Raw genomic sequence first — 26,299 nt, 5'->3', positions numbered from 1 at the left:
TTGCAAGATACTATAAGCTATGTTAGAACTTATTTTATATGCAATTGTACTAGGAATCATGCTGAGTTTGGTGTTCATCGGGCCCATCTTTTTCCTCCTTATAGAGACAAGTTTTTCGCGTGGTCCCAAGCATGCTTTAGCATTGGACTTTGGGGTGATAACTGCCGATATACTCTGTATTGTTGCATCGTATTACGCAAGTGCCGACCTTGTCGAACTTATTGACAAACATCCCTCATTTTATCGGATTTCGGCGCTCCTCATTTTTATTTATGGCTGTATCATGATAGTTTCTAAAACCAAAATGCACATAAAGGGAGAAGAAAAACTTATCAGTCGTAATTATTTCAAAACCTTTGCTAACGGCTTTTTATTAAATTTATTAAATGTCGGGGTTATCTTATTTTGGTTGGTGACGGTAGTTTCCGTTCGTAATCAATATCCAGAAACTAATGATTTTATACTTTACATTGGGATTGTAATTTGTACTTATTTAGCGATAGATTTAGCGAAGATTTTCCTTGCAAAACAATTCCATGATAAGTTAACTCAAAAGGTTGCAAATGCCATCAGAAAGGGCGTTGGCGTTATCTTGATTATATTTAGTTTCTTTATATTTTTACAAAGTTTCAAAAAATTCAATCAGTTTGATAAAAAACTAGAAGAAGCCGAAAAAACTGAGGTTAAATACAAACGTTCGAAATAAAATGAAGTCTATTATTTTTCCTAAAAGTCTTAAAAAAGCTGATAAAATTGCTATTATTTCGCCAGCTGGTTCTGTTGAAGAATCGCAATTACAAAACACTTTAGATTTAATAATTTCTAAAGGTTACGAACCTATTTTGGGACAATATACTTTAGAGAAATTTCAAGATGGTTATAGTTACGCTGGTAACGAAGAACAACGTATTTCGGATATCAATTGGGCGCTCAACGATCCCGAAATTAATGCAATTTGGACAACACGTGGCGGTTACGGATGTCAACATTTGTTAGAGCATATCAAACTAACGGACTTTAAGAAAAATCCAAAATGGTACATCGGTTATTCGGACAATACTGCGGTACAAAGTTTACTTTTAAAGAAAGGTTTTGCGAGTATCCATGGGCAAACTTTGAAGACTTCTTCTTTTGGCGTTAGCGAAGAAAGTTATGATTTGGTTTTTGATATTTTAAAAGGGAAAAAACTTAATTATACTTTTAAATCAAACGATTTTAATAAAAAAGGAAATACCGATGGACAAATTGTTGGCGGTAATTTAGCTTTGATTTATGCACTTTTAGGTACCAAATATTCTTTCGATTTTAAAGATAAAATTTTATTAATTGAAGATATCGGCGAGAATTTCTATGCCTTGGACAGAATGTTGATGAGCCTCGAATTGGCTGGTGTTTTCAGTAAAATTAATGGATTAATTGTTGGCGGAATGACCAATATGGGAAAAGAAGGCGAAAACAAAGCTTTTGAGGAGTCTTTTGATCCTTTCGCTTATCATTTGATAGAACATCGTGTAAAAGGCTATAATTTCCCTGTTTTGTACGAATTCCCTAATGGACATATTTTCGACAATCGACCAATTATTTTGGGCGCTGAAGTTGAATTAAACATTGGCAAAAAATCGGAAGTTATTTTTAAATCTTAAAAATGTCAGAACATTATGATTTCGGAAAACGCGCTGAAGATGCAGCTTGCGAATTTCTAGAGTCTAAAAAGTATCAGATTCTGGAACGCAATTTTCGATTTCTGAAAGCAGAAGTTGACATCATTGCAAAGCAAGATCAAAAACTTGTTATTATTGAAGTTAAAGCGCGAAGCGATAATCACATCATCAATCCGGAAGATGCCGTTAACAAAAAGAAAATGAAACTTCTTATTATGGCGGCTGATGGGTATTGTCAAGAATTAAATGAAGAATTGGAAGTAAGATTTGATATTATTTCTGTTCTTAAAACAAATACCAACGACTTAGAAATTCATCATATTGAAGATGCTTTCCAAAGTCATGAAATATAAAAACTCCGAAAATTTTCGGAGCTTTTGGTTTATTATTTTATCTCAACACAAGCGACTCTTCCACCTGAATTACCTGTTGGCTGCGTATGGAAATCATCTTTGTCCGCGTGAATAATGATCGCTTTACCGATAATATTTTTACTTTCATCCTTACATCCTATACACCATTTATCAGTTTTAAACTCCAATTGTGCCGTTCCGTTGGCATCAGCTTTTAGGTTTCCGATATCACCCATGTGGAAGTGTTCAGTTTCCCATTTACCATGTTGAGCGCCAGCAGGATTCCAGTGTCCACCAGTCGAAGTCCCATCTGTTGCCGAGCAATCCGCCTTCTCGTGAAGATGGATGGCGTGTTCTCCAGGTTTTAAATTATAGACATTAAGCTTCATGGTGACTTCCTTCCCTTTTTGTGAAAAATCTACATATCCTTGCGTATTAGTACCACTTTTTGGATAGATTGTGTAATGTTTATTTTGAGTAGAACAAGACGTTACTGCAACAGCAGCGCCCAAAACTCCGAGTAAAAATATAGGTTTCATAATCTTAAAATTTATATTGCTTTTTTGATTTTACAAAATATAAGCCAATCAGTTTGCTTACAATTAAGACTTGTGATAATAACAAAATTACTAAAAATTACCATTCAGTCTTGTTATTTTACCGTTCAGAAAAAATTAATTTTAATAAACGATTTTGGTATTTAATTTTGAGCCAGAAATAAACAACAAACTATGACTTCCAATTTTGCATTAAGAACAATGATTTTAGCTTGTACAAGCGTTGCAGCGTTTTCTTTTGCTCAGGTTAACATATCTGGAAAAGTGCTTTACAAAAACAAACCCGTTAAAGATGTTAATGTTAGCTTGAAAGATTCTTATGATGGCGCAACAACTGATGCCGAAGGTAATTACAAATTTCAAACTGATGAAAAAGGTGCTAAAATTTTGGTTTTTTCCCATCCAAAATATGAAAATTCTGAACAAAGTATTAATGTAGAATCAAATGATATTACAATTAATACAAATCTAAAAGAAAGTCTTAGCGAAATAGATGCGGTGGTGATTACTGCGGGAAGTATCGAAGCAAGTGATAAAAAGCGTGCTACTGCTCTACTGACGCCGCTTGACATCTATACAACTGCAGGAGCCGATGGACAAGTTACTGCAGCTTTAGGTTATCTTCCAGGTGTGCAAAAAGTAGGTGAATCGGAAGGACTTTTTGTTCGTGGTGGTACAGCTGGCGAAACCAAAATCTTTATAGATGGGACTTTGGTAAATAATTATTTTTCGCAATCGACGCCAGGATTATCGGGGCGAGACCGTTTTAATACGTCATTATTTAAAGGGAATGTTTTTTCGAGTGGTGGTTATTCGGCGCAATATGGACAAGCTTTATCTTCGGTTTTGTTGTTAGAAAGTGTCGATTTGCCGAGCAAAACTTCTTATGATTTTTCTTTGTCTCCTTTGTTTGCTGGAGCGAATTATCAAAAATTAAATGAAGCTAAAACCGCTTCTTGGGGCGTTTCTGCTAATTACAGCAACCTTGGATTAGTAAATGGCGTTTTTAATGCCAACACAGATTTTAGTAAAAGTCCTAATGGTTTTGGATCGGATGCTAATTTTAGGATTAAAACTAAAAAAGGTGGTTTCATCAAATATTACGGAAATTTCCAAACTGGAAGTATGGGCGTTAATAATCTTAGTTTGGAACCAAATATTGACCGAAGTGAAGTTGATCTAGAATCTAATTACACCTTCCAAACACTTTCTTATAAAGAAAAATTTGGAAAATATAAAGTTAATCTAAGTGCATCTTATAGTTTTAATCAAAATAATTTAGATTTTACAAATGTTGAAAATGGCATTGCTTCGGATCCATTTGCAATCTATACAAAAGGAAATTATGTTAACGCAAAATCTGTTGTAGAACGCAAAATAAGCAAAATAAGTGTTTTCAGAACGGGTCTAGAATTTAATAATTCAATAGAAGATTCTCAGTTTGGAAGTTACAAAAAACATGTTACCGATCTTATTTCTTCTGGATTTGCGGAAACAAATTTAGCTGTTAACCGAAATTTTTCGTTGAGCCTTGGCGCAAGAGCCGAACATTCTAGCTATCTTGATAGATGGAACCTCGCACCAAGAGTTTCTATGGCTTATAAAATTTCTGATACTTGGGTATCCTCCTTGGCTTACGGAATTTATTATCAAAATCCTGAAAGCAAATTTATAAACTCAAATGCGCGATTAGGTTTTCAAAAAGCTGATCATTACATTTTCCAACTTCAACATAATACAGATGGGCGAAGTCTTCGATTGGAAGCTTTCTACAAAGATTATTCTTATTTGATAAAAACTGTGGGAAGTACTAGCTTTCAAACAGCGATCGACAACTCAGGAAATGGCTTTGCAAAAGGAATGGAGATATTTTGGAGGGATAGAAAATCCATCAAAGGTATCGATTATTGGTTGACTTATTCTTATCTCGATACAGAGCGTAATTTCATGAATTTTCCAACCAGTTTAACGCCAACTTTTGCTGCCAAACATACACTTTCGGCAGTGGCTAAAAAATTTGTTTTGAACTGGAAAACAGGATTTAATCTTTCCTACACTTATGCTTCTGGTCGACCTTATTATGATTTGACACAGGATTTTAACAGTAGCATCAGACATCAAGGTTATCTTAAAGATTACAATGCGCTCAATTTTAGTGTTAATTATGTACCAAGCATTGGCCGTACAGATAACAAAGCAAACACCGTAATTGTACTGGGCATTAATAATATTTTAGGAACGAAAAATGTGTTCGGATACAATTATTCTCAAGACGGAATGCGCCGTAGTCCAGTTTTGCCAGCTTATGATACTTTTGTATTTATTGGGGCGTTTATAAGTTTTGGCGTTGACAAAACCGATGATGCTATTAATAATAATCTCTAACGGTTCGGTATCAGAAATTGACGTTTCGGTATAATTTATTTTAAATCAAATACTTTTTGAACTTAAATTTAATCCAAGAAATTAAAACAACAAACAATTTATATTATGAAAAATTTAATCTTAATCGCAGCATTTATTTTTATCGGAGTTAAATCTTTTGCGCAATCAGCTTATGATAAAGCAATGACAGACAAAATATCCAAAGTTGAAACAACGATGAATCCTGACGATTTCACAGCTTTGGCTAATGACTTTGACAGAATCGGAACTAAAGAATCAAAACAATGGTTACCGTACTACTACGCCGCATTTTCAACCATCCAAAAAGGTAGATTATTAATGCGCAACAACAAATTGTCAGAGTTGGATGCAGTTGCTGCAGAAGCTGATAAATACATTGCAAAAGCAGACGAACTTAGCCCAAATAATTCTGAAGTTTATGTACTTAAAAAAATGTCTGCAAGTTTAAAAATGATGGTTGATCCAATGTCTCGATTTATGACTTATGGACAAGAAGCGCAACAACACTTAGCAAAAGCCAAAGCGTTGGATGCTAACAACCCAAGAGTGACTTTGCTAGAAGCAGAAGACACTTACTTTACACCTGAACAATTTGGTGGGAGCAAGACAAGAGGGATCGAACTTTTTAAACAAGCAATTTCGCAATTCGGAACTTACAAAATCAAAACACCTCTTGATCCTAATTGGGGAAAGATGGAAGCAGAGTATTTTTTAGGTCAATCCGCTAAATAAAAAGGCGAAACATTTCTAAAACTAAATCTTCCGGTTAAGCTGAAAGATTTTTTTATTTTGAAACTTTCTGTATTTTTGATAGAAATAAATATTATATGAAATTAAGATATACTGTACTTAGTATCAGTTTGATGTTTTTTACCAATACTTATGCTCAGAAAATGAAATTAGGTTCTTACCCAAAAGCAGAAAAAGGAAACCAAGTTGATAATTATTTTGGGACGCAAGTAGCTGATCCTTATCGCGATCTAGAAAATGACTCTCCAGCGACTAAAAAATGGGTTGACGAAGAAGTTGCCTATTCTCAAGATTATCTTTCGAAAATACCTTATAGACAAGAGATTAAAGATCAATTAAAGAAACTTTGGAACTACGAAAAAATCTCTGCGCCTTTCAAAGAAGGAAGTTATACTTATTTTTATAAGAACGATGGGTTACAAGCGCAATCTGTCCTCTATCGTAATAGCAGAAGTTTAAAAACGGCAGAAGTTTTTCTTGACCCCAATAAGTTTTCAGAAAAAGGAACGACCTCAATGTCAAATATTTCTTTTAATAAAAAAGGAAATTTAGCGGCCTATTCTATCTCAGAAGGTGGTAGCGACTGGAACAAAATCATCATTATCGATACCGAAACCAAAAAACAAATCGATGATACTTTAGTTGATGTTAAGTTTAGCGGTATTGCATGGCAAGGTGATGAAGGCTTCTACTACTCTAGTTATGACAAGCCAAAAGAAGGCACTGTACTTTCTGGCATGACCGATAAACACAAGGTTTATTTCCACAAATTAGGAACAAAACAATCTGAAGACAAATTGATTTTTGGTGGTGAAAAAATGCCAAGGAGATATCTAGGAGCTAGTTTAACAGAAGATGAAAGATTCCTAGTTATTACCGCTGCTAATGCTACCAACGGAAATGAATTATATGTAAAAGATTTACAAAAAGCTGGTGATTTTGTACAACTTGTAAAAGGTTTTGATATCAATGCAAGTGTTATTGATAACGATGGCGAAAATCTATTTATATATACTGATAAAGATGCGCCTAATGGCCGTTTGGTAAAGGCAAATATGGCAAATCCAACACCTGATAAATGGACTAATGTTATCCCAGAAACCGAAAATGTTTTAGGAATAACTTCTGGCGGTGGTTACTTCTTTGCAACCTATATGATCGATGCGATTGATCAGGTTAAACAATATGATAAAACAGGAAAATTAGTTAGAAATATCGAACTTCCAGGTAAAGGAAATATTGCTGGTTTTGGCGGAAAATCTAGTGACCAAGATGTTTATTTCACGTTTACAAATTATGTAACGCCATCTAGCGTGTATCGTTATAACATCGCTGCTGGAACTTCCCGTCAAACGCAACGTCCAATTGTGGATTTTCAGTCAGAGAATTTTGTGTCAGAGCAGGTTTTCTTCACATCAAAAGATGGAACCAAAATCCCGATGATGATCAACTATAAAAAAGGTTTGAAAATGGATGGCAAAAATCCTACAATCCTTTATTCTTATGGTGGATTTAATATTAGTTTGCAACCAGTATTTTCTGTGGTTAATGCCATCTGGATGGAAAACGGAGGTATCTATGCTGTACCTAACATCCGTGGTGGTGGCGAATATGGTAAAAAATGGCACGATGCAGGAACCAAGCAACAAAAGAAAAACGTATTTGAAGATTTTATAGCTGCTGGAGAATATCTACAATCCAAAGGTTATACATCCAAGGATTATATGGCACTTTCTGGACGATCTAACGGTGGTTTGTTGGTTGGTGCGACGATGACAATGCGTCCTGACCTTGCGAAAGTTGCCTTTCCAGGTGTTGGCGTGTTAGATATGTTGCGTTATAACAAATTTACGGCGGGAGCTGGTTGGTCTTACGATTACGGTACGGCTGAAGATTCTAAAGAAATGTTCGATTATCTAAAATCTTATTCGCCGGTTCACAATGTTAAAAAAGGTGTGTGCTACCCTTCTACTATGATTATTACAAGTGATCATGACGACAGAGTTGTGCCAGCACATTCGTTTAAATTTGGCGCAGAATTACAGGAAAAACAATCTTGTAAAAATCCAATTTTATTAAGAATTGAAAAGAATGCAGGTCACGGCGCAGGTCGTTCTACAGATCAAATAATTGGTGAAAATGGTGATTTGTTATCATTTGCACTTTTTGAAATGGGTATTAAATCTTTAAAAAAATAAATTTTAAATAAAATTCCTCGATAATTTTTGTCGGGGAATTTTGCTTTTGGAAAGTTATTTGCATGCTTTTAACAACTTAAAAATCAACCAAATTCTATGAAAACAAATCTTCTTATAGCAACAGTTTTGCTAAGTTTAGTAAGTCTATCTTGCAAAAAAAATGAAGGCGGAAACAAAGGCGTTATTTCAGAATCTTCATCATCAGAAACGACAGTTGTCGATAATAACGGAAATGTTGATACATTAACAACATCAACAGAGCAAACAACTAATGGTAACCAAACCATGGAGACTTCGATAGCTTACAAAGGATTAGACGGGACACGTGCGAAGGCGACTTTCTCTTCTGGAAAAAGTGGAAAAACACTTGTCATCGAATCAGCAAATAATCAAAAATATCAATTAGATTTTAAATCCAAAACTGCTGATGGCGAGCATTATGAAAGAAATGGCGTTTCTGCGAATACCAAAGGCGATTCTTTGATTATTTCGCAAGGTGACACCGAAATACCATTGGTTAAAGTTAAATAATTTACCAAAACTAGGATTAAATAAAAAGGGATTTGAAGCAGTTTCAAATCCCGTTTTTTCCGTCCAAGATCATCTCGATCATTTTAATTTTCCGGCGTTCGCGTGTCTCTTCTTTTTTGGCTTCTTCAATCCAACGGATGTATTCTTTACGGTGTGTGTAGGACATTTTCTCGTAAAGTTCTTTGGCTTTTTGGTTCTCATCCAACAAAATTTTAACATCATCAGGAACCACCACTACTCTTTCTTCCTCGTCTTTCCAAAGTTTAACATCAACTTGATCTCCAAACGTTTTTCCAAGTTGTTTTCTAACGGCTTGTGTTAAGCCTACACAATGTCCAAAACCCATATTAGCAAGACTTCCGCGGTATTCAACCTTGTCATCAAATATGACTTTTATTTTAACTTGTCCTTTAGTCCCAAACAATTTTTGAACATCAAAAGGAAAAACAACAAAAGCGGCATTTATATCATCGTGTTGTTGGATTTGTGCTGAAAAAAGAATTGAATTTTCCATAGTTTAAAAATACGAAAAACCTCTCCGAAGAAAGGTTTTTGTTTTTAAAGATTTTTATCTCTTAAATTTTACTCAAAAGCGTTCTAAAATTCACTTTTTCGTCGATAATTCTTCTCAGTTCAGAAACCGGAACACGCTCTTGTTGCATCGTGTCACGATCACGCAAAGTCACCGTGTTCTCGGTTAACGAATCGTGGTCAACCGTGATACAGAAAGGCGTACCCAAAGCATCATTTCTTCTGTAACGCTTACCGATACTGTCTTTTTCTTCATAAATTAAGTTGAAATCATATTTCAAATCATTGAAGATTTTTTCTGCATATTCGCCCAAACCATCTTTCTTCATCAATGGAAGAATCGCTGCTTTTACTGGAGCCAAAGCTGGTGGAAGTGATAAAACAGTTCTTTCTGATCCATCTTCTAAAACTTCGTCTTTTAGACAATGAGAGAAAATAGCTAAGAACAATCTGTCAAGACCAACCGACGTTTCTACAACGTACGGAACATAGCTTTCGTTTCTTTCTGGATCGAAATATTGCAATTTTTTACCTGAATGTTTTTCGTGAGCCGTAAGGTCAAAATCCGTTCTCGAGTGGATACCTTCCAATTCCTTGAATCCAAATGGAAATCTAAACTCAATATCCGCCGCAGCATTCGCATAATGCGCCAACTTTTCGTGATCGTGGAATTTATAATTCTCTTGGCCCAAACCTAAAGCCAAATGCCAATTTAGACGTTTTGTTTTCCATTGCTCGTAGAACTCCAATTCTGTTCCTGGTGGAACGAAAAATTGCATTTCCATTTGCTCGAACTCACGCATTCTGAAAATAAATTGTCTCGCAACAATCTCGTTTCTAAAAGCTTTTCCGATTTGCGCAATCCCGAAAGGCAATTTATGTCTTGACGTTTTTTGTACGTTTAGATAGTTTACGAAAATTCCTTGTGCCGTTTCTGGACGCAGATACAAATCCATTGCAGAATCTGCCGAAGCTCCCAATTTCGTTCCGAACATCAAGTTGAATTGTCTGACTTCCGTCCAGTTTCTAGAACCTGTGTCAGGATCAGCAATTTCCAACTCTTCTATTAAAGCTTTCACATCCGCTAAATCATTATTTTCTAACGAACGAGCCAATCTTTTCAGCGCTGCATCTTGCTTTGCACGATATTCCAAAACTCGCGGATTAGTCGATTCAAATTCTGCTTTATTAAAAGCATCACCGAATCTTTTCGCTGCTTTTTCTATCTCTTTTTGTGCTTTATCTTCTAATTTCGCCGCCCAATCTTCCACCAAAACATCGGCGCGGAAACGTTTTTTAGAATCTTTATTATCAATTAACGGATCATTGAAAGCATCAACGTGTCCCGAAGCCTTCCAAATTGTAGGATGCATAAAAATCGCCGAGTCAATACCCACGATATTTTCGTTCAACTGAACCATTGCTTTCCACCAATATTGCTTGATGTTATTCTTTAGTTCAGCACCATTTTGTCCATAATCGTATATTGCCGAAAGCCCGTCGTACACCTCGCTAGAAGGGAAAATAAAACCATATTCTTTTGCGTGCGACACCACTTTCTTAAAAACGTCTTCCTGTTTTGCCATAGTTCCAATGAGTTATTATGCAAAAATAGGCTTTTCTTTTGTCCTAGTCAACGGTCGAGCAGCAAAATTATTAGGAGCCGGGAACCTGCTTTCGCTACTCGCTATCTTGCTATTTCTTTCCCTAGGCTTTTCCCACGCAAGATGAGCTCAAACACGCCGCTCAATCAGGGCTACGGAATTTGGTATATTTATATAGTTTGGGTAATAATCACCCAACTTCGTGCTATTTAGAGAGAAATGAATATCCTATTTTCTCACTACAAAAACGAATTAATTTTTCAACACACTTAAATTAATCACGAAATTTGCGTAAAATTAAAATTATGAAAGCAGGCTTTTTTCTTTTTATCGCGATTGTTTTTGAAATTATTGCCACCACATTTCTCAAAAAATCAGAAGGTTTTACAAAGCTTATTCCTACTATTATTACAACTATTGGCTATGCCGGCGCATTTTATTTTCTTAGTAATACCCTAAAAACCATTCCTGTTGGGATTGCTTATGCCATTTGGTCAGGCGTAGGAATTGTGTTGATTAGTTTGGTGGGAATGTTTGTTTTCAAACAAGTCCCCGATCTTCCAACAATCATCGGAATGGTTTTAATCATCGCTGGCGTTGTGGTGATAAATGTTTTTTCTAAATCTAGTGCCCATTAATTTCGAAAATTTAAAAGTACGTCAGTTCGAGTGTTTTTTCGAAATGAAATGAAGAAAAAATATATCGAGAACTTATTATTAAACTTCTCGATACGCTGCGCTACTCGAAGTGACGTTGAATCAAGTGTTTTAAAAAACTTATATTATCTTTACCCGTTGTGCATTTTGAGGTGTTTTCGTCACTTCGAGTAGATTTTTTTAAAAAAATCGTATCGAGAAGTTTGTAATTTTGAAGATAAATCTATTCTCGATACATTTTTTCTCCACTCTGTTACGAAAAAACACTCGAATTGACGAATCAAATATTAAAATGTTTCAAAATGCACAACGGGTTATCTTTAGAAAAAATTATTTAAAATTTGAGAAAACGTTTCGAATACAAAACTGTGGAAGTTAAATCAAAAAGCGTGTGGACTAACGAAGTACCAACTGACGAAATTGATGAAACTCTCAATAAATATGGACAAGATGGTTGGGAACTTGTTGCGATAAAAGTAATTAGTTCTATGGGAACATCACTTTCGAGTTTGTACACCTTTAAAAGAGAATTTTAAATCATTTCCTTTTCAGCGAAACTTCCTTAAATTTATATGACATTTCACTACTTATGAGAAAAATGGAAGAACATTATGTCACTCGAATTGGCTGGTTGCGTGCTGCAGTTTTGGGTGCGAATGACGGTTTGCTTTCCACCACAAGTATAGTTATTGGCGTTGCTGCGGCTCAAGCGACAAGAGATTCTGTGGCTTTGGCAGCTCTTGCAGGGATGATTGCAGGTGCAATGTCGATGGCAGCAGGAGAATATGTTTCTGTGAGTTCACAAGCCGACACTGAAAAAGCCGATATCGAACGCGAACGAAAAGAACTTGAGGAAAATCCAGAGTTTGAACTTCTAGAATTAGCTAAAATCTACGAAAAAAGAGGCGTTTCAAAAGCTACGGCTTTGCAAGTTGCCAAAGAATTACATTCTCACGATGCGCTAGAAGCACACGCCAAAGACGAACTCGGAATCAACGAAATTTCTGCCGCAAGACCTTTACAAGCGGCTATTGCTTCTTTCTTTTCATTTTTGGGCGGCGCAATTATCCCAATGATTGTTGCACTTCTTGCTCCAATCGAGAGGATGGTCTATTGGCAATACGGACTTGCCCTATTTTTCTTAATGGTCTTGGGTGCCATCGCCGCAAAAACAGGAGGTTCTAATATTCTGACAGGCGTTCTTCGTATCGGCTTTTGGGGGACATTTGCGATGGGAACAACCGCTTTAGTAGGACATTTTTTTGGAACAAATGTTTAAACTTTAAATTATTTCTGCTCGGTTTCTTTTAGTTTTTGTTTCAAATCGTTCATTTGAGATTGCAGGAATTTTATTTCGCTGCTTGTGGACGTTGTTTGCTTGGAATAATGCCAAACCAATTCGATGTCTTTATTCAGCATATCGTGTTCGTACAACTCGTTTTTCGATAAAAATGTGGAGTCGTTCAGAACGGTAATATCCAAATATTTTTTATCTCCTTTTTTGAAGGCTTTGTAGTTTACAATAGCTATTTCAGGTGTTTTATCTTCAATTTTTTTAATGTATTGGTCGGCTTCAATTCTAAAATTTTCTTTATTCCATTTTTTAACGGTTAAGAAAATACTTGGTGTCAAAACCAAAATCGAAAGAACGGTAATAATCAAAGTGGTCTGCTTACTTTTCCCTTGAGAATTAAGTAAATAATAGCGTTGATACCCCAAAATGATGCTCAAAATCCAGGTTCCAATCCCGATAAACACGCAATTCACCAAATAATAATACAAACCACCGAAAAAGTATTCCCAATTTCCATTGGCCAAACCAAAACCAGCCGTGCAAAGCGGCGGAATACAAGCGGTTGCAACCGCAACTCCTGCAATAGTTTTAATGGCTTCTTTTCGAGTTATCCCAATAAACCAAGCCAAACCACCAAAAAGCGCAATCATACAATCGAAAACTGTCGCTTCCTTAAATGCTTCCAACTGACTTGTTTCCGAATGAAAAGGTGTAATCATAAAATAAACTGTAGACGCCAAAAGACTGGTGACAATCATGATGAGCCAATTCCAAACTGAAAGCTTAATTAAGTTTTTATCATGAATTGAAAGTCCAAACGAAAGTCCAACAACGGGTCCCATCAAAGGAGAAATTAACATCGCGCCAATCACCGCAGCTTGACTGTTAACATTCAAACCAATGCAAGCAATTGCCATTGCACAAACCAATAACCAAAGATTATGACCTCGAAAATGAATGCCTTCTTCAATCTCGTTGTAGGTGTCTTTCTCCTCTTCTTCCTTAGAAAGCCGAAACAGGTTTATAATATTGAACAAACTCATCAAATTGATTTTATAACAAAAATATGTAAAAATTGGACTTACGCTTTTCATCATTTTATAAATTCTTTGTTTAAACACACATTAAAAATTTCTACAAGAAATCTTTATTTTTGCAAAATGTTAGAAATTCTGTATCGCGACGAGCATCTTATCGCCATCAATAAACCCAGCGGATTGTTGGTGCACAAATCCTATTATGCAGGACCTGCGGACGAATATGCGGTAGAAAAACTAACGAACCAAATTGGTCAAAAAGTGCATCTTGTTCACCGATTAGACAGAAAAACGTCAGGTGTTTTGCTTTTTGCTTTAAATAAAGAAACCTTGAAACTCATCAGCGACCAATTCGTGAGTCGTGACGTTGAAAAGAAATACATTGCGATTCTTCGAGGTTGGACAAAAGATGAAGAAACCATCGATTACGACTTAGCAAACGAAAATGAAGTTATCCAAAATGCCATCACGTATTATCGTCGTTTACAAACATCCGAAATCGATTTGCCTTTTAGAAAACATCAAACTTCGCGATACTCATTTGTGGAAGCCATTCCTGAAACTGGAAGATTTCATCAGTTAAGAAAGCATTTTAAACATATTTTGCATCCCATTTTGGGTTGCCGAAAACATGGTTGCAACAAGCAAAATAAATTGTGGTTGCAGACTTTCAATATTACGGCGATGCCTTTGCATTCGCATCAGCTAAATTTTGTTCATCCGATAACAAGCGAAGAAATCTCAATTAACGCAAGCCTAAACGTCAATCCAGAATTTTTGGAAATCGCTAAAATTTTGAGTTTTGATTTAAAGCAATACATATAAATTAAGAAGGCTTAAATCAATTTAGACTTTCTTTTGTTTAGAAATTATAGCTCATTGCCATGCCATTACCAGCCGATTCTACTTTAAAATAAGGTTGAAATGCCATTGCTTCTTCATTTTCTGTAGCTACTGCTTTTTTGAAGTTTTTGACAGCTCCTGAAAAAAAAGGAATGCTCAACAATGCAATAGCTGCGCTAACACCAAATACTGTCAATCGAGCGGAGTTATTAGGCTTCACTTTAGAAGTCTCACCAAAAGGAGTGTATATAGTTGATTCATGTGAGTTAAAAAGGATATGACCCAAGCTCAAACCCATCCCGAAGCCTCCTGTATGTGCTAAAATATCACCCACCGTTTTGTTAGTTCTTCCTTTTTTTACAAAGATGATAGCTTCTCTATTGCTAAAAACTTGATTGTATTTTGAAATTTTGTAGTTTGTTCCATTTTTTTCGAACTTGCTTCCGTTGAATGTAACTTGCGCAAAGCTAACTTGACTTAATAAAGCGACGGATAATAGTAGTGTTTTTTTTCATAGTTTATTTTAGATTGGCGACTCTAGTTTTATTTTTTGAATTAAAAATAAAAATGCGGACATATTGCCCGCGCTTTCTTTCACTTTTACGATTTCGAATTGATCGTAAGTTGTACTTTGTCGTGTTTGGATGTTAATCTATTGTAGGGTTTGGATAGATTGTGGTTGTAGAAACTGAGGTTTCGTTTGTTCCTAAATTACCAGTAACTTTCAAAGAGTAATCTTCCACTTGTCCATAGTCAAAAGTTCTACAAGGATCTGTCCTGAAACCAGCATATTGTAAAACCAATATCATTCTTAATTTTGGTTTTTTAATAGCACTGCTTGGTACAGTAAATGGTATTTTGAATGGTTTGTTAAATGTTGGCAAGCCAGAACCTCCAATCATTTCATTAGCTCCAGAGAAGCTACCATCGTTGTTCCAGTCGATATATGCGCCATAAGTTTCAGCAGAACTTCCTCCTTGTGTTATGCTACTAAGAATTAGTAGGTTTTTTTTTCATATTAATAATTATTGTTTTGGAGGCTGCAATATAGAAAAAAATTAATTTAAAATATATTTTTGGTTAATAATTAACCCTTTTTTTGTTTTTAATCAAAGATTTTTTATTTAAATATAGGTTTTTGAAAAGGATGCAATAATTGATTATTTAAATGAATACTTCATAATTGTGGAAAGATATTATATGTTAATTTTAACCAAATAAGTTAATATCACTTTAGATTTGACTAAATTTGTAAAACTTTTCTTTGATGTACAAAAGTATCATACGTCCAATTCTCTTCAAATTCGATCCTGAAGAAGTCCATCACTTTACATTTTCAATGCTTAAGAATTTTGGTTTTTTAACCAGATTATTTCTTCCAAAACCTATTGTTGATAAGCGTTTGGAACGAGAAGTTTTTGGTTTGAAATTTAAAAATCCAGTAGGCTTAGCAGCAGGATTTGATAAAAATGCAGTTCTTTTTAATGAGCTAGCGGATTTAGGATTTGGCTTTGTAGAAATCGGAACTGTAACGCCAAAAGCGCAAGCTGGAAATCCAAAAAAACGCCTATTCCGATTGATTGAAGACGGCGGAATTATCAACCGAATGGGATTTAATAATGATGGTTTGGATGCCGCAATCGAAAAATTGAAAACCAATAAAGGAAAAATCATCATCGGTGGAAATATTGGAAAAAACACCAACACGACTCCCGAAAATTACACCCAAGATTATTTGGATTGTTTCGAAGGCCTTCATCCTCATGTGGATTATTTTGTTTTGAATGTAAGTTGTCCGAATGTTGGAAGTCACGCCAAATTGGAAGATGTTGAATATCTGCGAGAGTTGATCACAGAAGTGAAAAAAATCAATGTTTCTAAAGCAAACCCAAAACCTATTTTACTAAAGATAGCACCAGATCTTAATAACAATCAATTGGATGAAATTATCGACTTGATTGCTGAAACTAAAATTGACGGTGTAATCGTCTCTAACACCTCTATTAATCGCGAAGGTTTAAAAACTTCTCCCGAAATTTTATCTGAAATCGGAAATGGTGGCTTAAGCGGAAAACCAATTCGTGAACGTAGTACAAAAATGATAAAATATCTAGCGGATAAAAGCAATCGTGCCTTTCCAATTGTTGGTGTAGGCGGGATTCATTCTACAAAAGATGCAATGGAAAAACTGGATGCAGGAGCTAGTTTGGTACAATTATACACTGGTTTCATTTACGAAGGTCCACAATTAATTAATGATATTAATGCTGAACTTCTGAAAAGAGCAAGTCGTCTTCCAAGATAACTTAATTGAGTTTTTTATTTAAATTTAAAAAATATGGAACTTGTAACGCTAAAAGTTTTTAATACAGAACCTGAAGCCCAAATGATAAAGGCTTTTTTGGAAGCCAATGATGTCGAATGTTTTGTGTTCGGAAATGTCTTGGCAAATACTTATAATGTTTTCAACTTGACTTCTGGCGGTGTTCAGCTAAAAGTTGCTGAAGAAAATCTTGAAACTGCAAAACAGCTTTTAGAGGATTTTTATAAGCAAGATGAGAACGAATAATTTTAGTTCAAAATTCTATTTTAAAGCTTTGTTCTAAGATAAAGTCCCCTAAAAGTTGTAAATTTACAGAGATAAAAATCCCATTATGCGACAAGCCATAAAGGCGACAAAGCCTGATTTTAATATTCAATATACCGAGCCAGAAATCTACTATTTCGAAAAAGATGGACTTCAACTAAAGTCTTCGTACACAGCTTCTGATTCTCAAAATTTAACCGAAAAGTCATATTCTGCAGGGATCGCGCCTTACTTGCGTGGACCCTATTCCACGATGTATGTTCAAAAACCTTGGACCATTCGTCAATATGCAGGGTTTTCAACAGCGGAAGAATCCAATGCTTTCTACAGAAGAAACTTGGCGGCTGGACAAAAAGGATTGTCGGTAGCATTTGATTTAGCGACGCATAGAGGTTATGATTCTGACCATCCAAGAGTGGTTGGTGATGTCGGGAAAGCGGGTGTTGCAATTGACTCTGTGGAGGATATGAAGATTTTGTTCAACGAAATTCCTTTAGACCAAATATCGGTTTCGATGACGATGAATGGTGCGGTTTTGCCGATTTTGTCATTCTATATAGTTGCTGCGGAAGAGCAAGGCGTTTCTCAAGATTTGCTTTCTGGAACTATCCAAAATGATATCCTTAAGGAGTTTATGGTGCGTAATACTTATATTTATCCACCAACGCCGTCCATGAAGATTATCGCTGATATTTTTGAATACACTTCTAAAAATATTCCTAAGTTTAATTCGATTTCTATTTCTGGTTATCATATGCAGGAAGCTGGTGCAACACCAGTTTTAGAAATGGCTTATACACTTGCTGATGGTTTAGAATACGTTAGAACAGGAATAAAAGCTGGGATGAATGTTGATGATTTTGCACCGCGTTTATCATTTTTCTGGGCAATCGGGATGAATCATTTTATGGAAATCGCCAAAATGCGGGCTGCACGTTATATTTGGGCAAATCTTTTAACACAATTCAATCCTCAAAATCAAAAATCTTTGGCTCTAAGAACGCACTCACAAACTTCTGGATGGAGTTTGACAGAGCAGGAGCCATTTAACAATATTACAAGAACTGCTATCGAAGCTTTGTCATCGGCTTTGGGCGGAACGCAATCTTTGCACACAAACGCTTTGGATGAAGCGATTGCGCTACCAACCGATTATTCAGCGAAAATTGCGAGAAATACACAGATTATTCTGCAGCAAGAAAGCGGCATTTGCAATGTTGTTGACCCAATGGGCGGCTCAGATTTGGTGGAAGCCTTGACGCAACAGATGATTGAAGAAGCGATGAAGTACATCGATGAGGTTGAGAAAGAAGGTGGGATGACAAAAGCAATAGAAGCAGGTATTCCAAAGATGAGAATTGAGGAAGCAGCAGCCATTAAACAAGCTAAAATTGACAGTGGAGAAGAATTTATCATTGGTGTTAACTCGTTTAAATCTCAGTTAAAACAAGAAGATATTGAGATTCTGGATATTGATAATTCTGTGGTTCGTCAAAAGCAAATCGAAAGACTTAACAACATCAAAGCAACGCGTGATAATGCCGCTGTTGAAGATATCTTGAATCAAATTCGTCAATCTGCGAAAACCACGGAAGGTAATCTTTTAGCTTTATGTATCGAAGCAGCACGTCGTCGTGTTACTTTGGGCGAAATGTCGGATGCGATGGAAGAGAGCTTTGGTCGTTATAAAGCCAATATCAAAACTATTTCGGGTGTATATGCTATGAATGCTGGTAAAAATGAATACTTCGATAAAGCGGTAAAACTAACCGAAAAATTCGAGGAAGAAGAAGGACGTCGTCCAAGAATTATGGTCGCAAAAATGGGGCAGGACGGACACGACCGTGGTGCCAAAGTTGTTGCGACAGCCTTTGCTGATATGGGATTTGATGTGGATGTTGCGCCATTGTTTCAAACGCCAGAAGAGGTTGCAAAACAAGCCATCGAAAATGATATTCATATTTTAGGTGTTTCTTCTCTGGCTGCGGGACACAAAACTCTTGTGCCACAAGTTGTTGAAGAATTAAAAAAGCTAGGTGCAGAAGATATTACAGTAGTTGTTGGTGGTGTTATACCGCAGCAAGATTACGAATTTTTGTATGCCAACGGCGCTGACCATATTTTTGGTCCCGGAACTAATCTTCCAAAATGTGCCGTAGAAATTTTAGAAAAAATGTTGGTTAAATAATCACGTTTATTAAATATATTGAAAAGAAAATCTTCAGGAATGCCTGAAGATTTTTTTATTTAAATTCAATTTGTTGTGAAATAAAAACGCGCTTTCCATTTCTGAAAAACGCGTTCCGTTTAATATAAAAATGTGATTGGGTTTAGTTTTTTGCGTTGGCACTTACGTAAGCCAATAACCAAGTTCCTTCCTCGGCGCTTAGTTTTGCTTTAGGCGCCATTCTTTCGACAATCGGTTTCCATTCGCTAGCTGTATGGTCTGTTGTTGCTGGTAAATCATGGCATTTTCCACATCTTGCGTCAAACAACGTTTTCGCTGTTGCCATTTGTTCTTTGGTAATACCGTATGAACTTCCTTCGTTATTTGCAGTATTTCTTGAGGTACAAGAATATACCAAAGTCAATGCAAAAACAGCGGTATATAGGTATTTTTTCATTATTTTTGATCTTTGAGTTATTTCAAATTTATAAATTAAAACTGAAACTACTCAGATATAAAAACAATTTATAAACATTCCAAATTCTCAAGATGAGCGTTGAAATATCCTTAGAAACTTTAGTTGAAGGTATAAAATCTGGTGATAAAAGATTGATTGCTAAGGCGATAACATTGGTTGAAAGTAAGAAGTTGGAACATCGCGAAAAAGCCGAGCAACTTCTTAAAGCGATTATGCCATTAACAGGAAAATCAATTCGGGTTGGTATTACAGGCGTTCCAGGAGCGGGAAAATCGACGTTTATTGAGAGTTTTGGACAACTCGCCATCAAGAACGGAAAGAAAGTTGCGGTGCTTGCAATTGATCCAAGTTCTGCGATTAACAAAGGTAGTATTCTCGGTGATAAAACCAGAATGGAAGATCTTGCTAAAGATCCAAACGCGTTTATCCGTCCAAGTCCGAGTTCTGGATTTCTGGGCGGCGTTGCCAATGCAACTTTTGAAACCATGTTAATTTGTGAAGCAGCCGGATATGATTATATCTTGATAGAAACCGTTGGCGTAGGACAGAGCGAAGTTTTGGTTGCCGATATTTCCGATGTTTTTTTGTTTTTAAAAATTATCGGCGGTGGTGACGAGTTACAAGGCATCAAACGCGGCATTATGGAAATGGTAGACGTTATTTTCATTAATAAAGTGTCGGATGAGAATCTTCAACAAGCTAAAAATACAAAGCTGGAATTAACGCGTGCACTTCAATTTATGCCACCAAAAGAAAAAGACTGGAAAGTCCCAGTTTTGCTTGGCTCAGCGCTTAATCATCAAGGTTTAGAAAATGTTTACGAAAAAATCGATGATTTTATTTCTTTAAAAAAATCAAGCGGACGTTTTGAAGAAGTTCGACAACTACAAGGTGAAAAACGTTTTCAATATTGGGTTCAAGCTTATATTTTAGAACAAACAAAAAAGAATCAACAATTGGATGAAGCTTTTAATGAACATAAAAAAAATGCTTCAGAATTGTTGTCTAATCCAAGTTCTGAAGCACGTGAGTTTGTTAATAAATTGTTGAAGTCTTAGTAAGATTTAAAAAAAATTAAATTCTATTTTGTATTTAAATTTGAGATATAACCGTCGTAACTTATTGGTTGTCTGTCGTTAGCGTTGATGGATAAAAATGCGCTTCCGTTTTTGAATACTTCCAAAATAAATGTTGGTGTATTCGATTGGTCGTTGACATTAATTGTTACCACCCAATTTCCTTTTTTATTTTGGGTTTTTGAAACTCGGAAATCTTTAGATTCGAATCTGAAAGAATTCTTATTAAAGTCGCCATAACTTGCGTTGTATAATCTTCCAAAATAGGGAAGTGTCACTTCTAGTTTGTCCGATTTTAAATCAAATCCATAACCACTGTCCAAATTTGTAACTCTTGATGAAGTCGCGCCAGGAATAGAATTCATAACATTAATGACATCCAAATTGGTAGGCAGAGCCGATTTAGCATTAAACGTAAATTCTGCTTTTTCGATAACTGCGTCTACCGCTGTGGTTTCCATATAGTTTTGCGTAGAACACGAACTTAATGATAATAAAGCGAGACAAAATATGATTAAACTAAACTTTTTCATAATTAACTTTTGTTGTGAATACAGCAAAATTAATGCTAATTAGAATTTGATTTCAGATATTTGGAATAATAATTGTTAATTGGAAAATATTTATAAAATCCTAAACTATGAAAGTAACAAAAATATTAGGACTAGGCGCAATATCAATGTCATTGATGGCCTGTGTAACGAATCCCGTAACAGGACGTTCTTCGTTACAAATAGCAAACAATTCTGAGATCGCTACAATGGCATCTCAAGAATACAAAACAACTTTGTCAAAAGCAAAAGTTATTACTGGTACAGCCGATGCTAACCGTGTAAAAAATGTCGGAAACCGTATAAAACAAGCTGCAGAAAAATACTATACAAGCATTGGTCGACAATCTGACTTGGCGAATTATAATTGGGAGTTTAACCTTTTGCAAGATTCTCAACTTAATGCTTGGTGTATGCCAGGTGGTAAGGTTGCAGTCTATACTGGAATTCTTCCTGTTACTAAGGATGATGATGGTTTAGCTGTTGTTATGGGACACGAAATCTCTCATGCTTTGGCAGGTCACGGTAACGAACGTATTTCTCAAGCTATGCTTGCACAATATGGTGGTTCTATTTTGGGAAGTTCAATTAACAATGCACAGTGGGCTAGTATTTTCCAGCAAGTTTATCCAATTGGGGCACAAGTAGGATTATTAGCTTACGGAAGAAAACAAGAGCGAGAAGCTGATAAAATGGGATTATATCTTATGGGGATGGCTGGTTACGATCCAAGAACAGCACCAGCTTTTTGGGAAAGAATGGAAGCTTCTTCTAAAGGTAGTGCGGTACCTCAATTCTTGTCAACTCACCCAAATCCATCGAGTAGAATTGCAGATATTAATGAAGCAATGCCACAAGCTTTAGAATATTATAGGGCTGCAGGCGGAAAATAATTTTTAAAATTTAAAATAAAAAACGGGCACTCAAATTTGAGTGCCCGTTTTCATTTGATATGAAATAATATTATTCAGCGCTTTCTTTTTTACGCTCTTTTTTTGGCGCTTCACTTTCCAATGCATCTTTAGCATCATTAAGTTTAAGCGTTACCAATTGTCCTTCTTTCATTTGTTTGTTAACCAACATTTCAGCCAAAAGATCTTCGATGTACTTTTGGATTGCACGTTTTAATGGACGCGCACCAAAGTCTTTATCCCAACCTTTTTCGGCAATAAAGTCACGCGCTTCATCTGTTAATTGTACTTTGTAACCTAACTTTTCGATTCTAGAATACAATTTGTTAAGTTCAAGATCGATAATTTTCTTGATGTCATCTTTCTCAAGAGAGTTGAAGATAATAATGTCATCAATACGATTCAAGAATTCTGGAGCGAAAGCTTTCTTCAAAGCATTTTCGATAGTTCCTCTCGCACGAGCATCGCTGGTTGTTTTCTTTGCAGAAGTACCAAATCCGACACCATCACCAAAGTCTTTAAGATCTCTAGTCCCAATGTTAGATGTTAAAATGATAATCGTGTTACGGAAATCAATTTTTCTACCCAAGCTGTCCGTTACGTGACCTTCATCCAAGATTTGTAATAAAATATTGAATACATCAGGATGCGCTTTTTCGATTTCATCTAAAAGAACGACTGCATAAGGCTTACGTCTAACAGCTTCCGTCAATTGTCCACCTTCTTCGTAACCAACATATCCAGGAGGCGCGCCAACCAATCTAGACACCGCAAATTTCTCCATATATTCACTCATATCGATGCGGATCAAAGCATCGTCAGAATCGAATAATTCGCGCGCCATAACTTTGGCTAATTCGGTTTTACCAACACCTGTTGTTCCTAAGAAAATAAAGGTTCCGATAGGTCTGTTAGGATCTTTAAGTCCAGCTCTGTTACGTTGGATGGCTTTAACAACTTTTTTAACAGCCTCTTCTTGACCGATAACTTTACCGTTAAGTTTGTTATCCATCGCAGAAAGTTTGTCCAGTTCGTTTTTGCCAACTTTGGTAACAGGAACGCCACTCATCATCGATACAACTTCGGCAACATTTTCCTCGGTAACTTCTTCTTTTTTCTCTTTTACATCTTTGTCCCAATTTTCCTGAGCAAGATTAAGTTCGATTTGTAAACGCTCCTCTTCATCTTTCAGTTTACGAGCTTCAAGATAATCTTGCTTTTTAACAGCTTGTTGCTTGTGCTCTTTAACTTCCTCGATTTTAGCCTCATAATCGATAATCTCTGTCGGAACTTTCATGTTTTTAATATAAACACGAGATCCAGCTTCATCCATTGCGTCAATCGCTTTATCTGGTAAAAAACGGTCTGTGATGTAACGCGCCGTCAAATTAACACAAGCATTAATCGCTTCGTCACTATAATGTACATTGTGATGTTCTTCGTATTTATCTTTAATTTGATGCAAAATTTGGATTGTTTCCTCGATAGAAGTTGGCTCTACCATAACTTTTTGGAAACGTCTTTCTAAAGCACCATCTTTCTCGATATACTGTCGATATTCGTCCAAAGTCGTTGCACCAATTACTTGGATTTCGCCACGTGCCAATGCAGGTTTGAACATATTAGAAGCGTCCAAACTTCCTGTAGAACTTCCTGCTCCAACAATAGTATGCAACTCATCGATGAAAAGGATGACGTCGCGGTTTTTCTCCAACTCAGTCATTATCGCTTTCATACGTTCTTCGAACTGCCCACGATATTTAGTCCCAGCAACCAAACTCGCCAAATCTAAAGTAATAACACGTTTTCCGAAAAGGACGCGCGACACTTTTTTCTGATGAATTCTAAGTGCTAGACCTTCTGCAATTGCTGATTTACCAACACCAGGCTCACCGATAAGAAGTGGGTTGTTTTTCTTTCTACGAGAAAGAATTTGCGATACTCTTTCGATTTCTTTTTCTCTACCGATAACAGGATCAAGCATATCATCTTTAGCCAAAGCCGTCAAATCTCTCCCGAAATTATCCAAAGTTGGCGTTTTGCTTTTACCAGTTCCTAGATTACCAGTTGGTTTTTTCATTTGAGAAAAATCTTCTCTCTCGTCATCGTCATCGTAAGCACTGTTTTGTGGTAGTTGATCTGTGTTTTTCAACATTTTTTGATAATCAGATTGTACACGCTCGTAGTCGATGTCGTAAGCCTGCAAAATATGTGAAGTCGGATCTTCTTGTTTATAAAGAATACCTAACAAAAGATGCACCGTATTAATTTCCGAAGACTGATATTGTCTGCACTCAAGCTCAGAACGTTTTACCGATTGATCAGCCATTTTGGTAAGAGAGATACTTCCCATATTGCTAACAAACGGATTGCTATTTGCTGTGCTCAATGTTTCGATTTTTCTTCGGATTTGTGTTAGGTCTGCGTTAAGACCTTCAAGGATTTCTTTAGCAGAGTTTTCTGTTTTAATAATACCTAACAAAAAATGTTCGGTGTTTAGAAACTCGCTTTGGAGACGCCTTGCTTCGTTTTTACTCTGTTTGAACACGCGGTTCAAACCATCTGAAAATTTATAATCCATTTTTTATCTCCGTGTTAATAGTTAAAATAAAATTACAACAAAAAATATTGAATTTTACACTTTTTGTTTTGCAAATTTGCTACCATTCTAAAAAAATGGACTTTCTGACATTATTTTTTCTAGAATTTTTAAAATTCAGTAAGTTTGTTGAAACTAAAAATCATGGACAATAATTGGGTAGAGTACGTTGGCTATTTAGCTTCTGTATTCATCATTGGTAGCTTTTTGACGAGCAAAGTAAGAAGCATCAGGATTATTAATTTTTTCGGTTGCGTTTGCTTCGTCATTTATGGTATTTATAACGGATTGCTTTGGCCAGTTATCATTCCAAATGGGATTTTGGCTTTGGTCCAAGTCTATCATATTTTTATTAAAAAATCAACTTAATGCGAATTATAGTAAGTGTTTTCAGTAATCTTTACACCGACCAACGTGTCGAAAAAACTTGTCAAACACTTATTGATAATGGTTACGATGTTGAGCTAATAGGCAACGATTGGGGAGGCGCGCCAGACATGCAACGTAGTTATCCTGTAACGCGCATTCCATTGAAATCCAAAACTTTGAAGTTAGCTTATCCGGAATTTATGTTCAAACTTTATAAAGAATTAAAGAAAAGAACTGACAAAAATTCCGTTTTATACTCCAATGATTTAGAAACGATTCTTCCAAATTTTAAACTTTCCAAAAAATTAAATATTCCTTTGATTTTTGATAGCCACGAAATGTTTAGCGAAATGCCTACTGTGCAAGGTAAAACGTCACAGAAATTTTGGAAATGGATCGAAAAAAATTATTTTCACAAGCTGGAAAATATGATAACAGCTAGCGATTCTTATGCAGATTGGTTTGTAAAAGAATATCGCATAAAAAGGCCAACAGTTGTTAGGAATCTTCCACGAAAACAAGATGTACAACAGATTGATTCGGAGCAAAAAAAAATTATTTTGTACCAAGGTTGGCTTAACTATTCTAGAGGAATTGATAAAGCCATTATGGCCATGCAATATGTCGATAATGCGGTTTTAAAAATTGCTGGTGGCGGACCAATGGAAACTGAGTTTCGTGCAATTGCAGAAGAATATAAAGTCCTAGAAAAAGTTGAATTTCTTGGCAAACTTTATCCTGCGGATTTACGAAAAATAACACCTACTGCTGATGTTGGGCTCAGCATTGAAGAAAATAAAGGACTCAGTTATTATTACTCCTTACCCAATAAAATTTCGGATTATGTCCAAGCGAAGGTGCCTGTTGTTGTTTCGGATTTCCCTGAATTAAAAAGGATTGCAACAGGATTTGGAGTTGGGGAAACCATTACTTCACACGATCCAAAACATCTTGCTGACAAAATTAATATTGTCCTCAACAACGGAAAAACTTTCTATAAAGACAATCTTGATAAAGCTTCCGAAGAACTTTGTTGGGAAAATGAAGAATTAAAAATAATTGATGTTGTCAAAAGCGCCATCGAAAAACATAAAAAAGACCTCAATTGAGGTCTTTTTGCATTTAGTATTTCCAACAAGG

27 protein-coding genes are annotated in these 26,299 nt (G+C 35.9%); 18 read left to right on the top strand and 9 right to left on the bottom strand.

Annotated features, from left to right (window positions below):
- Positions 1-19: 19 nt before the first annotated feature.
- The 3 genes from AC23MB_RS00865 to AC23MB_RS00855 are packed head-to-tail and all read left to right on the top strand — an operon-like array spanning position 20 to position 2,014.
- On the top strand, positions 20-706 hold the full coding sequence (locus tag AC23MB_RS00865; protein ID WP_487786287.1) for a LysE family translocator: 687 nt from the start codon (positions 20-22) through the stop codon (positions 704-706).
- Between the two features lies 1 nt (position 707).
- A complete protein-coding gene (locus tag AC23MB_RS00860; RefSeq protein ID WP_487786286.1) occupies positions 708-1,643 on the top strand; it encodes a S66 peptidase family protein in 936 nt (311 codons plus the stop codon).
- 2 nt (positions 1,644-1,645) lie between these two features.
- The gene (locus AC23MB_RS00855; protein WP_313027612.1) at positions 1,646-2,014 is read left to right on the top strand and encodes a YraN family protein; all 369 of its coding nucleotides are present in this window, start codon (positions 1,646-1,648) and stop codon (positions 2,012-2,014) included.
- Positions 2,015-2,046: 32 nt separating this feature from the next.
- Here AC23MB_RS00855 and AC23MB_RS00850 read toward each other — a convergent pair whose 3' ends face one another.
- Positions 2,047-2,553, bottom strand: coding sequence for a superoxide dismutase family protein (locus AC23MB_RS00850; RefSeq protein WP_313027617.1), 507 nt, complete (start codon positions 2,551-2,553; stop codon positions 2,047-2,049).
- 192 nt (positions 2,554-2,745) lie between these two features.
- On the opposite strand from AC23MB_RS00850, the gene AC23MB_RS00845 reads away from it, so the two are divergent.
- The 4 genes from AC23MB_RS00845 to AC23MB_RS00830 all read left to right on the top strand — a co-directional run bounded on the left by AC23MB_RS00845 (position 2,746) and on the right by AC23MB_RS00830 (position 8,456).
- Positions 2,746-4,956: a TonB-dependent receptor gene (locus AC23MB_RS00845; RefSeq protein ID WP_312321774.1), complete on the top strand. Its 2,211-nt coding sequence runs from the start codon at positions 2,746-2,748 to the stop codon at positions 4,954-4,956.
- 105 nt (positions 4,957-5,061) lie between these two features.
- Positions 5,062-5,709, top strand: coding sequence for a hypothetical protein (locus AC23MB_RS00840; RefSeq protein WP_487786285.1), 648 nt, complete (start codon positions 5,062-5,064; stop codon positions 5,707-5,709).
- A 95-nt stretch (positions 5,710-5,804) separates the two neighbouring features.
- Positions 5,805-7,925 (top strand): prolyl oligopeptidase family serine peptidase, encoded by a 2,121-nt coding sequence (locus AC23MB_RS00835; RefSeq protein WP_487786284.1) that lies wholly within the window; start codon positions 5,805-5,807, stop codon positions 7,923-7,925.
- 96 nt (positions 7,926-8,021) lie between these two features.
- Entirely contained in the window at positions 8,022-8,456 is a 435-nt protein-coding gene (locus AC23MB_RS00830; RefSeq protein ID WP_374329299.1) for a hypothetical protein, read from the top strand.
- A gap of 43 nt (positions 8,457-8,499) precedes the next feature.
- Here AC23MB_RS00830 and AC23MB_RS00825 read toward each other — a convergent pair whose 3' ends face one another.
- Both AC23MB_RS00825 and AC23MB_RS00820 read right to left on the bottom strand, forming a co-directional pair.
- Positions 8,500-8,970, bottom strand: coding sequence for a YdeI/OmpD-associated family protein (locus AC23MB_RS00825; protein ID WP_374329298.1), 471 nt, complete (start codon positions 8,968-8,970; stop codon positions 8,500-8,502).
- Positions 8,971-9,031: 61 nt separating this feature from the next.
- Positions 9,032-10,573 carry a glycine--tRNA ligase gene (locus AC23MB_RS00820; RefSeq protein WP_374329297.1) on the bottom strand — a complete coding sequence of 514 codons (1,542 nt, stop codon included), beginning with the start codon at positions 10,571-10,573 and terminating at the stop codon, positions 9,032-9,034.
- Between the two features lie 323 nt (positions 10,574-10,896).
- Between AC23MB_RS00820 and AC23MB_RS00815 the strand changes: the two genes are divergently transcribed.
- The 3 genes from AC23MB_RS00815 (at position 10,897) to AC23MB_RS00805 (ending at position 12,526) form a co-directional block, all read left to right on the top strand.
- Entirely contained in the window at positions 10,897-11,229 is a 333-nt protein-coding gene (locus AC23MB_RS00815; protein WP_487786283.1) for a DMT family transporter, read from the top strand.
- 359 nt (positions 11,230-11,588) lie between these two features.
- Positions 11,589-11,783 carry a DUF4177 domain-containing protein gene (locus tag AC23MB_RS00810; RefSeq protein WP_487786282.1) on the top strand — a complete coding sequence of 65 codons (195 nt, stop codon included), beginning with the start codon at positions 11,589-11,591 and terminating at the stop codon, positions 11,781-11,783.
- 53 nt (positions 11,784-11,836) lie between these two features.
- Complete coding sequence (locus tag AC23MB_RS00805) at positions 11,837-12,526, top strand: VIT1/CCC1 transporter family protein (protein WP_374330173.1); 690 nt, start codon at positions 11,837-11,839, stop codon at positions 12,524-12,526.
- Between the two features lie 8 nt (positions 12,527-12,534).
- Here AC23MB_RS00805 and AC23MB_RS00800 read toward each other — a convergent pair whose 3' ends face one another.
- Positions 12,535-13,584, bottom strand: coding sequence for a DUF389 domain-containing protein (locus AC23MB_RS00800; protein ID WP_313027641.1), 1,050 nt, complete (start codon positions 13,582-13,584; stop codon positions 12,535-12,537).
- 117 nt (positions 13,585-13,701) lie between these two features.
- On the opposite strand from AC23MB_RS00800, the gene AC23MB_RS00795 reads away from it, so the two are divergent.
- Positions 13,702-14,403, top strand: coding sequence for a pseudouridine synthase (locus tag AC23MB_RS00795; protein WP_487786281.1), 702 nt, complete (start codon positions 13,702-13,704; stop codon positions 14,401-14,403).
- A gap of 37 nt (positions 14,404-14,440) precedes the next feature.
- Here AC23MB_RS00795 and AC23MB_RS00790 read toward each other — a convergent pair whose 3' ends face one another.
- Both AC23MB_RS00790 and AC23MB_RS00785 read right to left on the bottom strand, forming a co-directional pair.
- On the bottom strand, positions 14,441-14,755 hold the full coding sequence (locus tag AC23MB_RS00790) for a hypothetical protein (RefSeq protein WP_313027647.1): 315 nt from the start codon (positions 14,753-14,755) through the stop codon (positions 14,441-14,443).
- Positions 14,756-15,068: 313 nt separating this feature from the next.
- Positions 15,069-15,365, bottom strand: a complete 297-nt coding sequence (locus AC23MB_RS00785) for a GEVED domain-containing protein (RefSeq protein WP_312322304.1) — start codon at positions 15,363-15,365, stop codon at positions 15,069-15,071.
- A 323-nt stretch (positions 15,366-15,688) separates the two neighbouring features.
- Here AC23MB_RS00785 and AC23MB_RS00780 point away from each other — a divergent pair, with 323 nt between their 5' ends.
- The 3 genes from AC23MB_RS00780 to scpA all read left to right on the top strand — a co-directional run bounded on the left by AC23MB_RS00780 (position 15,689) and on the right by scpA (position 19,196).
- A complete protein-coding gene (locus tag AC23MB_RS00780; protein ID WP_312322299.1) occupies positions 15,689-16,726 on the top strand; it encodes a quinone-dependent dihydroorotate dehydrogenase in 1,038 nt (345 codons plus the stop codon).
- A gap of 33 nt (positions 16,727-16,759) precedes the next feature.
- On the top strand, positions 16,760-16,990 hold the full coding sequence (locus AC23MB_RS00775) for a putative signal transducing protein (RefSeq protein ID WP_312322298.1): 231 nt from the start codon (positions 16,760-16,762) through the stop codon (positions 16,988-16,990).
- Between the two features lie 85 nt (positions 16,991-17,075).
- The gene (scpA, locus tag AC23MB_RS00770) at positions 17,076-19,196 is read left to right on the top strand and encodes a methylmalonyl-CoA mutase (protein ID WP_374330177.1); all 2,121 of its coding nucleotides are present in this window, start codon (positions 17,076-17,078) and stop codon (positions 19,194-19,196) included.
- 142 nt (positions 19,197-19,338) lie between these two features.
- On the opposite strand, the gene AC23MB_RS00765 is transcribed toward scpA, so the two are convergent.
- Complete coding sequence (locus AC23MB_RS00765) at positions 19,339-19,632, bottom strand: hypothetical protein (RefSeq protein ID WP_313028440.1); 294 nt, start codon at positions 19,630-19,632, stop codon at positions 19,339-19,341.
- Between the two features lie 92 nt (positions 19,633-19,724).
- Here AC23MB_RS00765 and meaB point away from each other — a divergent pair, with 92 nt between their 5' ends.
- Positions 19,725-20,711, top strand: coding sequence for a methylmalonyl Co-A mutase-associated GTPase MeaB (gene meaB, locus AC23MB_RS00760; protein WP_313028441.1), 987 nt, complete (start codon positions 19,725-19,727; stop codon positions 20,709-20,711).
- Positions 20,712-20,734: 23 nt separating this feature from the next.
- On the opposite strand, the gene AC23MB_RS00755 is transcribed toward meaB, so the two are convergent.
- Positions 20,735-21,262 (bottom strand): DUF4251 domain-containing protein, encoded by a 528-nt coding sequence (locus AC23MB_RS00755; protein ID WP_312322295.1) that lies wholly within the window; start codon positions 21,260-21,262, stop codon positions 20,735-20,737.
- A gap of 107 nt (positions 21,263-21,369) precedes the next feature.
- Here AC23MB_RS00755 and AC23MB_RS00750 point away from each other — a divergent pair, with 107 nt between their 5' ends.
- A complete protein-coding gene (locus AC23MB_RS00750) occupies positions 21,370-22,173 on the top strand; it encodes a M48 family metallopeptidase (protein WP_313028442.1) in 804 nt (267 codons plus the stop codon).
- 70 nt (positions 22,174-22,243) lie between these two features.
- Here the strand turns inward: AC23MB_RS00750 and AC23MB_RS00745 are convergent, their stop codons facing one another.
- The gene (locus tag AC23MB_RS00745; RefSeq protein ID WP_374330180.1) at positions 22,244-24,772 is read right to left on the bottom strand and encodes an ATP-dependent Clp protease ATP-binding subunit; all 2,529 of its coding nucleotides are present in this window, start codon (positions 24,770-24,772) and stop codon (positions 22,244-22,246) included.
- Between the two features lie 162 nt (positions 24,773-24,934).
- On the opposite strand from AC23MB_RS00745, the gene AC23MB_RS00740 reads away from it, so the two are divergent.
- Positions 24,935-25,159, top strand: coding sequence for a uroporphyrinogen decarboxylase (locus AC23MB_RS00740; RefSeq protein ID WP_312322290.1), 225 nt, complete (start codon positions 24,935-24,937; stop codon positions 25,157-25,159).
- On the top strand, positions 25,159-26,268 hold the full coding sequence (locus AC23MB_RS00735; protein ID WP_374330183.1) for a glycosyltransferase: 1,110 nt from the start codon (positions 25,159-25,161) through the stop codon (positions 26,266-26,268). Before AC23MB_RS00740 ends, AC23MB_RS00735 begins: the two co-directional genes overlap by 1 nt.
- The last annotated feature ends 31 nt before the right edge of the window (positions 26,269-26,299 follow it).

This window comes from Soonwooa sp. T0.1_25, assembly GCF_057652215.1.
Note: the sequence above shows the minus strand (reverse complement) of the source record. Positions and strands in the feature narration are given on the sequence as shown.

Bases quoted from the DNA above. Each gene is read 5' to 3' on its own strand.
- AC23MB_RS00755 (WP_312322295.1), bottom strand. From the start codon at position 21,262: ATGAAAAAGTTTAGTTTAATCATATTTTGTCTCGCTTTATTATCATTA.
- AC23MB_RS00850 (WP_313027617.1), bottom strand. From the start codon at position 2,553: ATGAAACCTATATTTTTACTCGGAGTTTTGGGCGCTGCTGTTGCAGTA.
- AC23MB_RS00815 (WP_487786283.1), top strand. From the start codon at position 10,897: ATGAAAGCAGGCTTTTTTCTTTTTATCGCGATTGTTTTTGAAATTATT.
- AC23MB_RS00745 (WP_374330180.1), bottom strand. From the start codon at position 24,772: ATGGATTATAAATTTTCAGATGGTTTGAACCGCGTGTTCAAACAGAGT.
- AC23MB_RS00800 (WP_313027641.1), bottom strand. From the start codon at position 13,584: ATGAGTTTGTTCAATATTATAAACCTGTTTCGGCTTTCTAAGGAAGAA.
- AC23MB_RS00860 (WP_487786286.1), top strand. From the start codon at position 708: ATGAAGTCTATTATTTTTCCTAAAAGTCTTAAAAAAGCTGATAAAATT.
- AC23MB_RS00805 (WP_374330173.1), top strand. From the start codon at position 11,837: ATGAGAAAAATGGAAGAACATTATGTCACTCGAATTGGCTGGTTGCGT.
- AC23MB_RS00845 (WP_312321774.1), top strand. From the start codon at position 2,746: ATGACTTCCAATTTTGCATTAAGAACAATGATTTTAGCTTGTACAAGC.
- AC23MB_RS00835 (WP_487786284.1), top strand. From the start codon at position 5,805: ATGAAATTAAGATATACTGTACTTAGTATCAGTTTGATGTTTTTTACC.
- AC23MB_RS00775 (WP_312322298.1), top strand. From the start codon at position 16,760: ATGGAACTTGTAACGCTAAAAGTTTTTAATACAGAACCTGAAGCCCAA.
- AC23MB_RS00825 (WP_374329298.1), bottom strand. From the start codon at position 8,970: ATGGAAAATTCAATTCTTTTTTCAGCACAAATCCAACAACACGATGAT.
- AC23MB_RS00855 (WP_313027612.1), top strand. From the start codon at position 1,646: ATGTCAGAACATTATGATTTCGGAAAACGCGCTGAAGATGCAGCTTGC.
- AC23MB_RS00840 (WP_487786285.1), top strand. From the start codon at position 5,062: ATGAAAAATTTAATCTTAATCGCAGCATTTATTTTTATCGGAGTTAAA.
- AC23MB_RS00740 (WP_312322290.1), top strand. From the start codon at position 24,935: ATGGACAATAATTGGGTAGAGTACGTTGGCTATTTAGCTTCTGTATTC.
- meaB (WP_313028441.1), top strand. From the start codon at position 19,725: ATGAGCGTTGAAATATCCTTAGAAACTTTAGTTGAAGGTATAAAATCT.
- AC23MB_RS00735 (WP_374330183.1), top strand. From the start codon at position 25,159: ATGCGAATTATAGTAAGTGTTTTCAGTAATCTTTACACCGACCAACGT.
- AC23MB_RS00750 (WP_313028442.1), top strand. From the start codon at position 21,370: ATGAAAGTAACAAAAATATTAGGACTAGGCGCAATATCAATGTCATTG.
- AC23MB_RS00795 (WP_487786281.1), top strand. From the start codon at position 13,702: ATGTTAGAAATTCTGTATCGCGACGAGCATCTTATCGCCATCAATAAA.
- AC23MB_RS00865 (WP_487786287.1), top strand. From the start codon at position 20: ATGTTAGAACTTATTTTATATGCAATTGTACTAGGAATCATGCTGAGT.
- scpA (WP_374330177.1), top strand. From the start codon at position 17,076: ATGCGACAAGCCATAAAGGCGACAAAGCCTGATTTTAATATTCAATAT.
- AC23MB_RS00780 (WP_312322299.1), top strand. From the start codon at position 15,689: ATGTACAAAAGTATCATACGTCCAATTCTCTTCAAATTCGATCCTGAA.
- AC23MB_RS00820 (WP_374329297.1), bottom strand. From the start codon at position 10,573: ATGGCAAAACAGGAAGACGTTTTTAAGAAAGTGGTGTCGCACGCAAAA.
- AC23MB_RS00830 (WP_374329299.1), top strand. From the start codon at position 8,022: ATGAAAACAAATCTTCTTATAGCAACAGTTTTGCTAAGTTTAGTAAGT.
- AC23MB_RS00765 (WP_313028440.1), bottom strand. From the start codon at position 19,632: ATGAAAAAATACCTATATACCGCTGTTTTTGCATTGACTTTGGTATAT.